Source organism: Streptomyces sp. NPDC037401, from assembly GCF_055602345.1.
The window spans coordinates 39284-52498 of sequence record NZ_JBVJWO010000004.1 but is presented as its reverse complement, the minus strand read 5'-3'; the positions used below and the strand labels follow the sequence as shown (position 1 = coordinate 52498).

Below are 13215 nucleotides of genomic sequence, written 5' to 3'. Positions count from 1 at the left end.
ACGGCGCCGCACCGACCGATCCAGCGATCGACACCGCGAGGCATCCATGCGTATCCACGGCACCCTCCTCCTGGCCGCTGCTGCGGCGGCCGCGGCCACCGGGGGCACGGCCCACGCGGCCGGCAGCGACTTCCAGTACGTGGGGAGCGACGACAAGGTCCACTCGATCCTCGAGCCGCACGGCTGCCACGCGGCCTCGGGAGGCGGCTCGCACGGCGTGGTGAACCGGTCCGCCCGGGACGCGGTGTTCTACGCGAGCACGGACTGCACCGGCAGCCCGGTGGCCCGGATCGCGGCCGGCGGCGTCGGCCCGGTCGGCCCGTATTTCGGTTCGGTGCACTTTCCGGTCACCGGGTAGGACCAGCGGCCGTGACCATGAGGCGGCCGCTGCGTTGTACGCCATGTCAACGCCGCAGGAACTCCTGCGGCTCTTCACTTCTCAAGGAGATCTCGATGTCGCGTATCGCGAAGGCGGCTGCTGTCACCGCTGCCGCCGGCAGTGTTCTGGCCGCCGGCGCTGGTCTGGCCGTGGCCGACGCCGGAGCGCACGGCGCTGCGGTCGGTTCCCCCGGCGTCGCGTCGGGCAACGTCGTCCAGGTTCCGGTCCACATCCCGGTCAACGTGTGCGGCAACACGATCAACATCATCGGGCTCCTGAACCCGGCGTTCGGCAACACCTGCATCAACGAGTCCGGTGACCACGAGAAGAAGAACGCCTACGGTCACTGATCTCCGGCGCTCCGGCGCTGCTGCGCCCGTGTGACGCGTTCCGGCCCCCCATCGCAGCCGCGGTGGGGGGCCGGTTCCGTGCGGACGTGACGCAAACGGTCACTCGTAGCGGTAGACGCCCTTGTGGCTGAGGAGGTCGGCCGGGGTGACGTCCCACGGCGGCATCGGGTCGTTGAGGGTCAGGACCCGGCCGCGCTGGCGGTCGGCGCGGTCCAGCGGCTTGGCGGGCAGGTAACCGGAGCGCGGGTGGCGGTCCTGCCAGCGGTCCCAGACGAGGTCCACGAAGGCGTGGTGCAGCCAGAAGACCGGGTCGTTGGGCGCCGTGCCGCCGGTCATGTGGCCGCCGATCCACTGGTGGACCTTGTTGTGGTTGCGCCAGCGCTCGCTGCGCGGGGCGGCCCAGCCCTCCAGCTTGTTGCGGAAGCCGCCGCCGGAGGCCGTCGAGTCCCAGGGCGAGGTGTCGTACACCGCGTCGTCGATCGCCCACTGCAGTTCGGAGGCGGTGGGCAGGGTGATGGGGTTCTGGGGGCGGCCGAGGTTGCGGGTGAGGTACGCCCCGTCGATCACGCCGACCGTGATGGCCCAGTTGCCCTTGTCGTGCGCGAAGGGGCCGGTCATGACCTTCCGGTCGCCGGTCCGGCCGGTGCCCCCCATGAAGTCCTCCCCCCACAGCGAGGACGCGGCGCTGCGGTCGGTGGTCCAGTCCCAGTACGGGACGGAGACGCCCGGGTCCAGGGCGCGCAGGGCCCGTTCGAAGTCGAGCAGGTAGCGGCGGTGCCAGGGGAAGAACGAGGGCGACATGTGCCCGACGCGCAGACCGTCGTCGTCGTCCGGCACGAAGTACCGGTCGTGGGTGCGGACGAACTGGTCGTACGTGCCGTTCCGCTTGAGCTCCAGCACGGCTGCGACGAAGCGCTTGCGCTGCGCGGCGGTGAGGTCCTTCTGGTTCTGGCGGGTGTACACGCGGGCGGATCCCCTTTGCAGCCGTGGCGCCCTGTGGCGCTTCCGGTACTGGTTCTGGCTCTGGCTCTGGTTCTGGTTCTGGTTCTGGTTCTGGTTCTGGTTACGGTCGGCCGTGGTGCACGGGTGCCGCGGCCAGCTGCGCGGTGCCGATCTCGTCGACCGCGGCGCGGGCGAGGGCCAGCGGGGTGTCGAAGGACTCGAAGTGGTTGACCCCGCTCAGGTAGCTGCCGTCGGCGCGGCGCATCACGTGCAGCGGGCGGCCGTCGATCCGTACGTCGAGCCGGGCGCGGCCCGTACCGCGCGCGGAGCGGAAGGCGGCGATGTGGCGGCCCCGGTACGTCTCCTCGAACAGCGGCACCGGGGCGCCGCCCGGTGTGGGTCCGGGGGCGACGGCGGGCTCGGGGGCCCGGCGGGACCGGACCACCGGCGCGAGGGCGGCCGCGGTGACGGAGACGACGGCCACCGTGAACGCCGTCCGCAGGGCGGCGCGCCGGGAGATCACGTCCCCGGCGCCCCGGGCGCCCCTCCGGATGCTCTGCGGGATCATCTGCTCTCCTTCGGTCCGCGTCCGTCAACCGCTTCAGGCGGTCTAACGCTGCGGTGGAGCCGAAGTCACCGGGCCGCGGAGCTGCGCAGCGGGGCAGGTGCAGGTAGCCGAAGACGGCGGCCATCCGCAGGGCGAAGGCGGGCGCGGCGGAGACCGCGGTGGCCGGGGTGCCGCCGACCCCGGCGCCGTGCAGCAGGAGGTGGCAGGCGGCGCCGGCGAGGGCCCCGCCCCGCGCATCGGCCGTCCGTCCCGGCCCGCCTCCTCCTTCCGGCCGGTGAGGCCGGTGAGGCGGGCCGGGCGGGTCCGGCAGGCCGGTCAGCCCGGCGGCGCCGGCAGGTCCGCGAGTGCCGCGATGCGGTCCCGGTGGTGGCCCGCCGTGCCGAGGGCGAGCGAGTCGGCCTTGGCCCGCTTCAGGTAGCGGTGCGCGGGGTGCTCCCAGGTCATGCCGATGCCACCGTGCAGCTGTACGCACTCCTCCGCGGCGTGCACCGCCGTGCGCGAGCAGTACGCCTGGGCCACGGCGACGGCGAGGTCCGCTTCGGGACTGCCCGCGGCCAGGGCGTCGGCGGCGTTGCGGGCGGCGGCGCGGGCCGAGGCGGTCTCCAGCCACAGCTGGGCGAGCCGGTGTTTGAGTGCCTGGAACGATCCCACGGGACGGTTGAACTGGTTGCGGCCGCGGACGTGGCGGACGGTCTCGGTCAGGCACCACTCGGCGATCCCGAGCTGCTCGGAGGCGAGCAGCCCGGCTCCGGTGCGCAGCGCGGTGCGGACGGCCGCGCGGGCGTCTTCGGGCCCCGCGAGCCGTTCGCCGTACGCCCCGTCGAGGGTGATCCGGGCGAGCGGGCGGGTCAGGTCGAGCGGCACCAGCGGGGTGGTCTCGGCCTCGTCGGTGCGTACGGCGTGGAGGCCGGTGTCGGCGAGGACGAGCAGCACGTCGGCGCCGGCGGCGTCGGCGACGCCCCGGACGGTTCCCGACAGCACGCCGCCGCCGGTGTCGTGGACGGTTTCGGGCAGCGGCGCCCACGGGCCGAGGGCGAGGGGCAGCGCGAGCACGCAGACGGAGGTGCCGGCGGCGAGGGAGCCGAGCAGGGCGGCCGCGGCGGGGTGTTCGGTGTCGCAGGCGAGCAGGGCCTCGGTGGCGATCACGGAGCTGGTGAGGTACGGCAGGTGGGCGGCGGAGCGGCCGAGCTCCTCCAGGACGACGGCGGCCTCGCGGTGGCCGGCGCCCTGGCCGCCGGCCTTCTCCGGGACGAGCAGCCCGGCGGCGCCGATGCCCTGGGCGAGGGTGCGCCAGGTCGCCGGGTCGTGCGGGCGTCCGGACTCGGCGCGGGCGAGGGTGGCCGTGTGGGCGGCGGCCCGGTCGTCGAGCAGGGACCGTACGGCGGCGCGGAGTTCGTCCTCGGCGGCGGAGTAGAGGAGGTCCGGTGCGGCGGGCTCCCCGGAGGTGCCGGCCGTGGTCGCGGTTGCGGTCGCCGTGCCGTCGGCCGTGTCGTAGGCCGTGTCGTTCGTCGGGGTCATCGCGCGAGGTCCTTCCAGGGCAGGTCCTTGTCGTCGCGCGGCTCGGGCGGCAGCCCGAGCACCCGCTCGGCGACGATGTTCAGGAGGATCTCGCTGGTGCCGCCCTCGATGGAGTTGCCCTTCGAGCGGAGGTAGCGGTGTCCGGCGTCGCGTCCCGTGAAGTCGACCAGTTCGGGGCGGCGCATCGTCCAGTCGTCGTACAGGAGCCCGTCCTCGCCGAGGAGTTCGACCTCCAGGCCGCTGATCTCCTGGTTGAGGCGGGCGAAGGTGAGCTTCATGCCGGATCCCTCGGGGCCCGGCTGCCCGGCGGACAGCTGCTGGCGCAGGCGTTCTCCGGTGAGCCTGGCCACCTCGGCCTCGACCCACAGTCCCAGCAGCCGCTGGTGGAGGTCGTGGGTGCGCAGGCCGGGGCGCTCCCGCCAGGCCGCGGCGACCGGGCCGATCATGCCGCCCTCGCGGGGCAGGCGCATGCCGCCGATGGACACGCGCTCGTTCATGAGGGTGGTGCGGGCGACCTCCCAGCCCTGGCCGACGGCGCCGAGCCGGTGTGCGTCGGGGATGCGCACACCGGTGAGGAAGACCTCGTTGAACTCGGCTTCGCCGGTGATCTGGCGCAGCGGCCGGACTTCGACGCCGGGGTCGGTCATATCGCAGAGGAAGTACGTGATGCCCCGGTGCTTGGGCAGGCCGGGGTCGGTGCGGGCTACGAGGATGGCCCAGCGGGCCACGTGGGCGCTGGAGGTCCACACCTTCTGGCCGTCGACCACCCAGGTGTCGCCCTCGCGGACGGCGCGGGTGGCGAGCGCGGCGAGGTCGGAGCCGGCGCCGGGCTCGCTGAAGAGCTGGCACCAGACCTCCTCGCCGATCCACAGCGGGCGAAGGAAGCGGCGCTTCTGCTCCTCGGTGCCGTAGGCGAGGATGGTCGGCGCGGCCATGCCGAGGCCGATCCCGATGCGGCGCGGGTCGTTGTCGGGGGCCCCGGCGGCCTCCAGTGCGGCGTCGACGACGGCCTGGAGGCGGCGCGGGGCGCCGAGGCCGCCGAGGCCTTCGGGGTAGTGGACCCAGGCGAGGCCCGCGTCGAAGCGGGCGCGCAGGAAGCCGGCGCGGTCCGTGCCGGCGGGCGGGTGGGCCGCCAGCAGTTCTTCGGTACGGCGCAGCAGTTCGGCGGCGGTGGTCATCGGCCGGCACCTCCGGCGGCGGGTACGACGGCCAGGCGGCCGGTGGTGGCTCCGTCGGCGAGGCGCTGGACGGCGTCGGCGGCGTCGCCGAGCGGGACGCGTTCGCTGACGAGCGGGCGGATGGTGCCCGCGGCGCAGAGGCGGGTCAGTTCTTCGTGGCAGGCGCGGATCGCGGCCGGGTCGTGGGTGGCGTACAGGCCCCAGTGCAGGCCGACGACGGAGTAGTTCTTGACGAGGGCGTGGTTGAGGGCCGGGGCCGGTACGGTCCCGCTCGCGAAGCCGACGACGAGGATGCGGCCCTCGAAGGCGATGCACTTCGCGGACGCCTGGTAGGCGGCGCCGCCGACGGGGTCGTAGACGACGTCGGCGCCCCGGCCGGCGGTGAACTCCTTGACGCGGGCGGCGAGGTCGGCGGGTTCCGTGCCGGTGCGGTCGATGACCAGGTCGCAGCCGAGTTCCTCGGCGACGCGCACCTTGTCCTTGCCGCCGACGACTCCGATGACGGTGGCGCCGGCGGCCTTGCCGAGCTGGACGGCGGCGCTGCCGACGCCGCCCGCGGCGGCGTGCACGAGGAGGGTCTCGCCGGGCTGGAGGCGGGCCCGGCGGTGCAGGCCGAACCAGCCGGTCTGGTAGCCGATGTGCAGGGCCGCGGCCTCGGCGTCGTCGAGGGATTCCGGGGCGGGCAGCAGCGCGGCCTCGTCGGCGAGGGTGTGCTCGGCGAAACCGCCGTACGGGAGGCGGGGGTTGGCGATGACGCGACGGCCGTCCTCGGTCTCGCCGCAGATCTCGACGCCGGGGGTGAAGGGGAGCGGCGGCCGGATCTGGTACTGGCCGCGGCACAGCAGCACATCGGGGAAGTTGACGTTCGCGGCGAGCACCCTCAGGCGCACCCGGCCTTCGCCGGGTACCGGTTCCGCCGCCTCCTCGAGCCGCATCACCTCGCGGGGCTCGCCGTGGGTGTGTACTCGCCATGCCTGCATCCGGGGCCTCCAGCCGCCGTCGAGGGACCGTGCTCGCGCGCATACTAAGCGGTCGCTTGGAGCGGAGGGAACAGGGTCGTCCGGATCGGCGCAAAACGGTTGGCGATATTCCGCCCCGGCCCGCTCGAACAGCAGGCAACATGTTCGATGCATCTGTCTCACACGTCACGGGGGATCCACACGTGAAGAAGAGCACGGCCGCATGCGCGGCCGCGGCGGTCCTGGCCGGTCTGGTCTCGGCGGCAACGCCCGCCACCGCGGCGGCGGCCTGCACTCCGAAGATCAAGGTACTGGGCGTGATCGCGTCCGCGGAGCCGTCCGCCCACGACACCGACACGGTCACGGACCTGGGCCGGGGCAACCTGGCCGTGGGCCGCTCGGCCGGCAAGCCCGTCTACTGGACCGGCACCAGGCTCCACAAGCTGCCGCTGCCCGGCAAGGACGACACCGGCTCGGTCCTGGCCGTGAACGCGACCGGCCTGATGGTGGGCCAGTACCGCCCGGCCGGCGGCCGGACGATCCAGGCCTTCAGCTACCGGGCCGGGGACGCGGCGCTGACGCTCCTGCCGCAGGCACACTGGGAGCGCGCCACGATGGACGTCAACGACTCCGGCACCGTCGTCATGAGGAAGGGCGACGGCACGGCCGTCGCCCTGCGCGACGGACAGGAGCGGGTCCTGGACCTGCCGGCGGGCAGCGGCCCCGGCACCCGGCTCGTCTCGGTCGCCGGCATCAACAACCGCGGTGACATCGTCGGCGCCGCCGAGCAGGACTACGAGGTCCCGGAAACCGGGCAGCACGTCCAGCGGTCGTACCCGGTGCTGTGGCCCGCCGACGGCTCGCCGTCCCGCGAGCTGCCGTCCAGCAGCGGCGGCGGCTTCCAGACCATCGAGATCCAGGACATCGACGACAACGGCCGCATCGTGGGCTACGACTGGCTGGGCCCGTGGCACGGGTACAACCCGACCGTCATGAACGCACCGTACGACCAGCCTGGTACGGACCCGGGGCGGCTGGGCGCGTTCCCCTCCGGCACCTTCGAGGCCGTCAGCCGGACGACCGGCGTGAGCGTCGGGACGGCCAAGTACCACCCGGACGAGGCCGTGCTGCCCGACCAGGCGCAGTACTGGGCCGGTTCCGGACCGGTGCGCGCGCTGCCGCGGCTGTCCCCGAACGGCGCCTCGGCGGCCGAGGCGGTCGACGACCGCGACCGCGTGGGCGGTTCGGCGGTCAACGCCAACGGCACGCGCAAGCCCGTGGTGTGGACCTGTGCGGGCAAGCAGGCCTACCTGCCGCAGTAGCCGGTGCCGGGCAGCCCGCAGCGCCCGGGGTCTGGTGATCTCGGGCCGGGCACGCTATCGATGCCCCATGGAACCTGCCGGACACAGCGGACACAGCGGACACGGGCTGCCCGGACTCCCCGCGCCGCCGCCCCTCGGGGCCAGCGCCCTGCCTTCCCGTACGTTCGAGGGGGCGGTGGTGCTGGTCACCGGGGGCGGCACCGGGCTGGGCAAGGCGGTCGCCGCCGAGTTCGCCCGGCTCGGCGCCCATCTCGTCCTGGCCGGGCGCCGGGCCGGACAGCTGGAGCGCGCCCGCGGGGAGCTGGAGCAGCTGGGCGAGGGCGGCCGGGTGGCGGCGGCCGTCTGCGACATCCGCGACCCCGAGCTGGTCTCCGCCGCCTTCGACGCGGCGGAGGCGGCCTTCGGACTGCCGGACGTGCTGGTCAACAACGCCGCCGCCAACTTCCCCGTGCCCGCGGAGGACCTCTCCCCCAACGGCTGGCGCGCGGTCGTCGACATCACGCTGACCGGGACCTGGTTCATGGCCCGGGAGTTCGGGCGCCGCCACCTGGCCGCCGGGACCCCCGGCTCGATCGTGAACATCGGCGCGTCGTACGCCTGGACCGGCGGTCCGGGCTTCGTGCACAGCGCGGCCGCGAAGGCCGGCGTCAAGAGCCTCGTCGAGACCCTCGCCGTCGAGTGGGGCCCGTACGGCATCCAGGTCAACGGCCTGGTGCCGGGGCTGATGCCGCACGGTGACATGACCGCGGACATCCGCGAGGGCCTGGACCGGGCGGGCCCGGACCGGGCGGGAGAGGACCGGGCGGGAGAGGACCGGGCGGGAAGGGACGACAAGGACGGCCGCCAGCCCGCCCTGCGCGTCGGACTGCCGCGCGAGCTGGGCTGGGCGGCCACCTTCCTCGCCTCCCCCTACGCCCGCTTCATCACCGGCCACACCCTGGTCGTGGACGGCGCGAACTGGCAGCGGCGCGACCTGGTCAACCCCGATGTGGTGCCGGTGCGGCGGCAGTTGGGGCGCGATCCGTTCTCCGGGTGAAGCTCCGGACGGCTCAGCGCCCCTGGAAGCCCGGGGTGCGCCGGGCCGCCTTGGCCGCGTAGCCCTCGCGGCAGTCCTCGGAGGTCAGGGTCAGGGCCGCGGTCATCGCCGTGCGCTCCAGCGCGGCCTGGAGCCGGTCGTCGGCGAAGGAGTCCACGGACCTCTTGATGCCCTGCACCGCGAGCGGGGCGTTGGCCGCGATCTCCGCGGCCAGCGCGCGGCCCGTCGCGTCCAGCTCCCCGGCCGGGACGACCTGCTGGACCAGGCCCAGGCGCTCCGCGGTGCCCGCGTCGATGCGCCGGCCGGTCAGCGCCAGGTACTTCGCCCAGCCCGCTCCCGCCTCGCGGGCGATGCGCAGGTCGCCGCCCGCGTCCACCGCCACGCCCAACTGCGCCTCGGGCAGGGCGAAGACGGCGTCCTCGGCGGCGACCCGGATGTCCGCCATGAGGGCGAGCTCGAAGCCGAAGCCGAGGCAGTAGCCCTGGACGGCGGCGATCACGGGCTGCGGGAGCCGGGAGAGGACCGCGAAGCGTTCGTGGACCCAGCGGATGCCCTCGTAGTAGTTGCGGGTCCGGGCGGCGGGCGAGGCGCCGGTGATGCCGCCGCCGGGGGCGGTGACGTCGATGCCCGCGCAGAAGGCCCGGCCCTCGGCCCGCAGCAGGACCGCCCGTACCGATGCGTCGAAGCGGATCCGGTCGGCCAGCAGGCCCAGCTGGCGGGTGGACTCCCAGCTCCAGCCGTTGAGCCGGTCCGGGCGGCAGAGGGTGAGGACCGCGATGCCGTCGTCTCCGGCGTCGAGGCGGATGCGCTCCTCACCCTCGGCGATCTCCGTGCTGGTCGTGTCAATCACCTGGCGCAGCCCCCTATTCTGATGGATCGTCAGAATAGGGGTCGGGCATCAGCGGGGGAAGAGTTCGAACGGCACGGCCGGCTTGCCCCCGAAGCGCTCCGCCGTCCGCTGCGCGTTCCCGGTGAGGAAGGTCCGGCAGTACTCGCCGGGCTCCTGGTCGGTGAGCGCCTCGATGTAGGCGCGGTGTTCCAGCAGCGAGGCGACCGCGCGCTCCATGCCCGGCCCGGCGTCGGAGGCGTGGGTGGGCGAGGGGGAGTTCGCGACGGCGACCCAGCGCACGCCGTTCCACGGTTCGAGGCCCTGTTCCAGCAGTTCGGGGAAAATCCAGCGGTTGCCCGCGTCGGCGGCCGCGTCGAGGGTGGCCAGGCCGACGGCCCGGTGGTCGGGGGTGTTCCAGAAGCCGCCGGGGCCGGGGGTCCAGGTGTCCCGGTGGTTGAGGGTGAGCACCAGCTCGGGCCGGTGGCGCCGGATCGCTGCCGCGATGTCCCGGCGCAGGCCGAGCCCGTACTCCACGACGCCGTCGCGGTGGTCGAGGAACTCCACGGCGCCGACGCCCACCACGGCGGCGCTCGCGCGCTGTTCGGCTTCGCGCAGCGGGGCGCAGGTCTCCGGGTCGATGCCGTCGATCCCGGCTTCGCCTCGGGTGGCGAGGAGGTAGACGACCTCCCGGCCGCCGTCCGTCCAGTCGGCGATGGCTGCGGCGCATCCGTACTCGAGGTCGTCGGGGTGGGCCACGACGGCCAGGGCGCGCTGCCAGTCGGTGGGCATGGGTGCGAGCTGCTCGGTCATGATCAGCACAATAGCGATGCCGTGCAGCACGCCCCCGACGGCCTGAGGACCGGTGCCCGTGCGCCCCGGCGGCCGGGCCCTCAGACCTCGTCGCGTACGAGGGCCAGCAGCCGGTCCAGGACGCGGGTGCCGCCCGCGCGGACCCCGTCGTGCTCGAACTCGTCGGTGACCCAGGTGCGCAGGCCGCGGACGGCGCGGGCGGTGTCCAGGGAGTGTGCGGTGTCGACGTACATGTCGTCGTGGTAGACGGCGGCCGCGACGGGCACGTCGTTGGCGGCGAGGCGGCTGCGGTCGTACAGGGGCTGCCAGCCGGTGCGTTCGGCGAGCAGGTGGGCGGTCTCGCGCAGCGGGATCAGCGCGGGGTCCGTCTCGAAGTGCCAGGGGTGCACGGTCTCGCCGGTGAACAGCAGCGGCTCGTCCCCGGCCAGGGCCTTCGCGGCGTCGAAGCGCGGGAACTCCGCGCGGACGCGCTCGGCGGCCCAGCCGGTGGGCTGCTGCGGGTCCTGGGCGTAGATGGACTCGTGCAGGACGGCGTACAGGGGGTGCCCGGCGTGCGACAGGACAGACTGCACGCCCTCCAGGAAGCCGTCGGCGAGTTCGTGGCCGGCGGGGGTGCGGACGAAGGCGTTCTCCAGCAGGTAGTGCAGCTGGTGGCTGCCGTCGCCGGCGCCGAGGAGGATGCCGAGGGACTGGAAGGCCTCGGGGGTGAGCCGGTGGCCGTTGGCCAGGACGACGGCACGCTCGGCGAGGTGGCCGGCGATGCGGCGGGCCCGCTCGGCGTCCATCGGGTAGCGGGCGTAGTGCGCGAGGTTCTTGCGCTCGATGCGCGGGTACGCGGCGCGGTACACGTCATCGGCGGTGGCGTCGAGGGAAGGGAGACCACCGGTGATCAGGGCGGCCTGCAGGCCCTCGGGCGCGGTGGAGAGGTAGTGCGTGGTGCAGAATCCGCCGAAGCTCTGGCCGAGCACGGTCCAGGGGGCGCCGCCGGTCAGCGTGAGCCGGACGGCCTCGCAGTCGCGGACGATGGAGTCGGCGCGGAAGTGCGTCAGGTAGGCGGCCTGTTCGGCGGGGGTGCCGCGCAGCGGCAGGCTCTGGCGGCCGGCGGGCGTGGAGCGCCCGGTGCCGCGCTGGTCGAGGAGCAGGACCCGGTACTCCTCCACGGCCCGGCCGAGCCAGGCCTGGCGGCCGGTGAAGCGGCGGGCGCCGCAGCCCGGTCCGCCTTCGAGGTAGACCAGCCAGGGCAGTCCGGCGGGGTCCTTGCCGCTCGCCACGGCCTCGCGGGCGTAGAGCTCGATCTGTTCCCCGGCCGGGTTCCCGTGGTCCAGGGGGACGGTGAACCGGTGGTCGGTCAGGACGACGCCGGGCTGGCGGTAACTGCTGGTCACGGGGGTTCCCTGAGGGTGTGGTGGTGCAGCGGTGCCCCGAAGTCTATGCACGCGCGCGGCGGGCCGGCGCCCCAGGGAGTGTCGACCCAGGGGGCACCGGCCCGCGTCCGTCCCTCGAGGCGGCCGTCAGGACCCGGCGGCCGGCGCCCGGACGACGGTGAACGCGTGCCGCACGCCGACGGAGTAGGCGCTCTGCTGGGTGTCGCTGCCGGCGTGGGCGATCAGCGAGGCATCGCCCAGGGGGGCGGTCGGCTTGAAGCGGATGCGCATGTCCAGGGTGGTGACGCGGCCCGCGGCCGCCTTCTGGTAGCCGAGGGGGCCGGTGGCCCAGCCGCGCAGCGCCCGGGCGCCCCACGGCTTCCAGACGCCGTCCTCGCGGTAGTCCATGCGGACGCCGGTCACCGTGCGCATCTCGCTGAAGGTGATCAGGGCGGAGCGCTTGACCTTCTCGATGTCCGCGGTCCCGGTGCGGTTGTCGAGGGTCAGTTTGAAGCGCTTCCAGGTGCCGTCCGCGACGATCTCGGCGGGCAGGCCCTTGATGCGCAGGGCGATCGTGCGCTGCGTGTCCGGGGCGCTGGGGGCTGCATGCGCGCCCGGCTGGTTCTGGAGGTACTGCGGGCCCTGCTGGGCGACGGCCGGAGCGGCCATCAGCGCGGCCGGGACGGCCACGGCGGCCGCTACGGCAGCCGTGACGCGCTGGAACAACTGCATGGAAAAGGAACCCCCGTGCGAAAGAAATGCCCGAGGATTCCCCGTCCACGGGCGAGATGGTCTGTTTTGATCCTAACCCGGACGGATCAGAGCTCGACCACCGAGCGGAGCACCTCGCCGCGTTCCATCCGGGCGAAGGCCTCCTCCACCCCGTCCAGCGGGATGGTCTCGGAGACGAACGCGTCCAGGTCCAGCCGGCCCTGGAGGTACAGGTCGATGAGCACCGGGAAGTCGCGCTCCGGCAGGCAGTCGCCGTACCAGGAGGACTTGAGGGAGCCGCCCCGTCCGAACACGTCGAGGAGCGGGAGTTCCAGGGTCATCTCGGGGGTGGGCACGCCGACGAGGACGACCGTGCCGGCCAGGTCGCGGGCGTAGAAGGCCTGCCGGTAGGTCTCGGGGCGGCCCACGGCGTCGATGACGACGTCGGCGCCGTGGCCGCCGGTGAGCGCCTGGACGGCCTTGACGACGTCCTCGCGGCGCCCGTTGACGGTGTGGGTGGCCCCGAGGCCGAGGGCGAGGTCCAGTTTGCGGTCGTCGAGGTCCACCGCGATGATCTTCCCGGCTCCGGCCAGCCGGGCGCCGGCCACGGCCGCGCCGCCCACTCCCCCGCAGCCGATGACCGCGACCGAGTCGCCGCGGCCCACGCTGCCGGTGTTCAGGGCCGCACCGAGCCCGGCCATCACCCCGCAGCCGAGCAGGCCCGCGGCGGCCGGGGAGGCCGCCGGGTCCACCTTCGTGCACTGCCCGGCCGCGACCAGGGTCTTCTCGGCGAAGGCGCCGATGCCGAGGGCCGGGGCGAGCGGGGTGCCGTCCTCCAGCGTCATCTTCTGGGAGGCGTTGTGCGTGGCGAAGCAGTACCACGGACGGCCCCGCCGGCAGGCCCGGCAGTCGCCGCACACGGCACGCCAGTTCAGGACGACGAAGTCGCCGGGCGCGACCGAGGTGACGTCCGGGCCCACCGACTCGACCACGCCCGCGGCCTCGTGCCCGAGGAGGAACGGGAAGTCGTCGTTGATCCCGCCCTCGCGGTAGTGGAGGTCGGTGTGGCAGACGCCGCAGGCCTGCACCCGGACGAGCGCCTCGCCGGGTCCCGGGTCCGGCACCAGGATCGTCGCCGTCTCCACGGGCGCGCCCTTGGCCCGCGCGATGACACCGCGCACGTGATGCGTCACAGTCAAACCACCTTCGTCAGCTCCGGTCAGGAGCCTTCGAACGTAGCAGCCCGGAC

The 13215-nt window shown here is 74.1% G+C and carries 14 protein-coding genes; 4 read left to right on the top strand and 10 right to left on the bottom strand.

Going from position 1 to position 13215, the window contains the following annotated elements:
• The first annotated feature begins 46 nt into the window (after positions 1-46).
• Positions 47-358 (top strand): hypothetical protein, encoded by a 312-nt coding sequence (locus ACZ7H1_RS04450; protein ID WP_470783666.1) that lies wholly within the window; start codon positions 47-49, stop codon positions 356-358.
• A 95-nt stretch (positions 359-453) separates the two neighbouring features.
• Positions 454-729, top strand: a complete 276-nt coding sequence (locus ACZ7H1_RS04445) for a chaplin (protein ID WP_470783665.1) — start codon at positions 454-456, stop codon at positions 727-729.
• Positions 730-828: 99 nt separating this feature from the next.
• Here ACZ7H1_RS04445 and ACZ7H1_RS04440 read toward each other — a convergent pair whose 3' ends face one another.
• The 5 genes from ACZ7H1_RS04440 to ACZ7H1_RS04420 form a co-directional block, all read right to left on the bottom strand.
• The gene (locus ACZ7H1_RS04440; protein WP_470783663.1) at positions 829-1692 is read right to left on the bottom strand and encodes a tyrosinase family protein; all 864 of its coding nucleotides are present in this window, start codon (positions 1690-1692) and stop codon (positions 829-831) included.
• 100 nt (positions 1693-1792) lie between these two features.
• Positions 1793-2239 (bottom strand): tyrosinase family oxidase copper chaperone, encoded by a 447-nt coding sequence (locus tag ACZ7H1_RS04435; RefSeq protein ID WP_470783662.1) that lies wholly within the window; start codon positions 2237-2239, stop codon positions 1793-1795.
• 315 nt (positions 2240-2554) lie between these two features.
• On the bottom strand, positions 2555-3757 hold the full coding sequence (locus tag ACZ7H1_RS04430; protein WP_470783660.1) for an acyl-CoA dehydrogenase family protein: 1203 nt from the start codon (positions 3755-3757) through the stop codon (positions 2555-2557).
• Complete coding sequence (locus tag ACZ7H1_RS04425; RefSeq protein ID WP_470783658.1) at positions 3754-4935, bottom strand: acyl-CoA dehydrogenase family protein; 1182 nt, start codon at positions 4933-4935, stop codon at positions 3754-3756. Before ACZ7H1_RS04425 ends, ACZ7H1_RS04430 begins: the two co-directional genes overlap by 4 nt.
• Positions 4932-5915 carry an NADPH:quinone oxidoreductase family protein gene (locus tag ACZ7H1_RS04420; protein ID WP_470783656.1) on the bottom strand — a complete coding sequence of 328 codons (984 nt, stop codon included), beginning with the start codon at positions 5913-5915 and terminating at the stop codon, positions 4932-4934. Before ACZ7H1_RS04420 ends, ACZ7H1_RS04425 begins: the two co-directional genes overlap by 4 nt.
• 182 nt (positions 5916-6097) lie before the next feature.
• Here ACZ7H1_RS04420 and ACZ7H1_RS04415 point away from each other — a divergent pair, with 182 nt between their 5' ends.
• On the top strand, positions 6098-7216 hold the full coding sequence (locus ACZ7H1_RS04415) for a hypothetical protein (RefSeq protein WP_470783654.1): 1119 nt from the start codon (positions 6098-6100) through the stop codon (positions 7214-7216).
• Between the two features lie 67 nt (positions 7217-7283).
• Positions 7284-8252 (top strand): SDR family oxidoreductase, encoded by a 969-nt coding sequence (locus ACZ7H1_RS04410; RefSeq protein WP_470783652.1) that lies wholly within the window; start codon positions 7284-7286, stop codon positions 8250-8252.
• Between the two features lie 13 nt (positions 8253-8265).
• On the opposite strand, the gene ACZ7H1_RS04405 is transcribed toward ACZ7H1_RS04410, so the two are convergent.
• The 5 genes from ACZ7H1_RS04405 to ACZ7H1_RS04385 all read right to left on the bottom strand — a co-directional run bounded on the left by ACZ7H1_RS04405 (position 8266) and on the right by ACZ7H1_RS04385 (position 13159).
• Positions 8266-9102 (bottom strand): enoyl-CoA hydratase/isomerase family protein, encoded by an 837-nt coding sequence (locus ACZ7H1_RS04405; protein WP_470783650.1) that lies wholly within the window; start codon positions 9100-9102, stop codon positions 8266-8268.
• A 48-nt stretch (positions 9103-9150) separates the two neighbouring features.
• Positions 9151-9891 carry a PIG-L deacetylase family protein gene (locus ACZ7H1_RS04400; protein WP_470783648.1) on the bottom strand — a complete coding sequence of 247 codons (741 nt, stop codon included), beginning with the start codon at positions 9889-9891 and terminating at the stop codon, positions 9151-9153.
• Between the two features lie 80 nt (positions 9892-9971).
• Positions 9972-11276, bottom strand: coding sequence for an alpha/beta fold hydrolase (locus tag ACZ7H1_RS04395; RefSeq protein WP_470783646.1), 1305 nt, complete (start codon positions 11274-11276; stop codon positions 9972-9974).
• A gap of 126 nt (positions 11277-11402) precedes the next feature.
• Complete coding sequence (locus ACZ7H1_RS04390) at positions 11403-11987, bottom strand: hypothetical protein (RefSeq protein ID WP_470783645.1); 585 nt, start codon at positions 11985-11987, stop codon at positions 11403-11405.
• An 86-nt stretch (positions 11988-12073) separates the two neighbouring features.
• On the bottom strand, positions 12074-13159 hold the full coding sequence (locus ACZ7H1_RS04385) for an S-(hydroxymethyl)mycothiol dehydrogenase (protein WP_470783643.1): 1086 nt from the start codon (positions 13157-13159) through the stop codon (positions 12074-12076).
• Positions 13160-13215 lie beyond the last annotated feature (56 nt).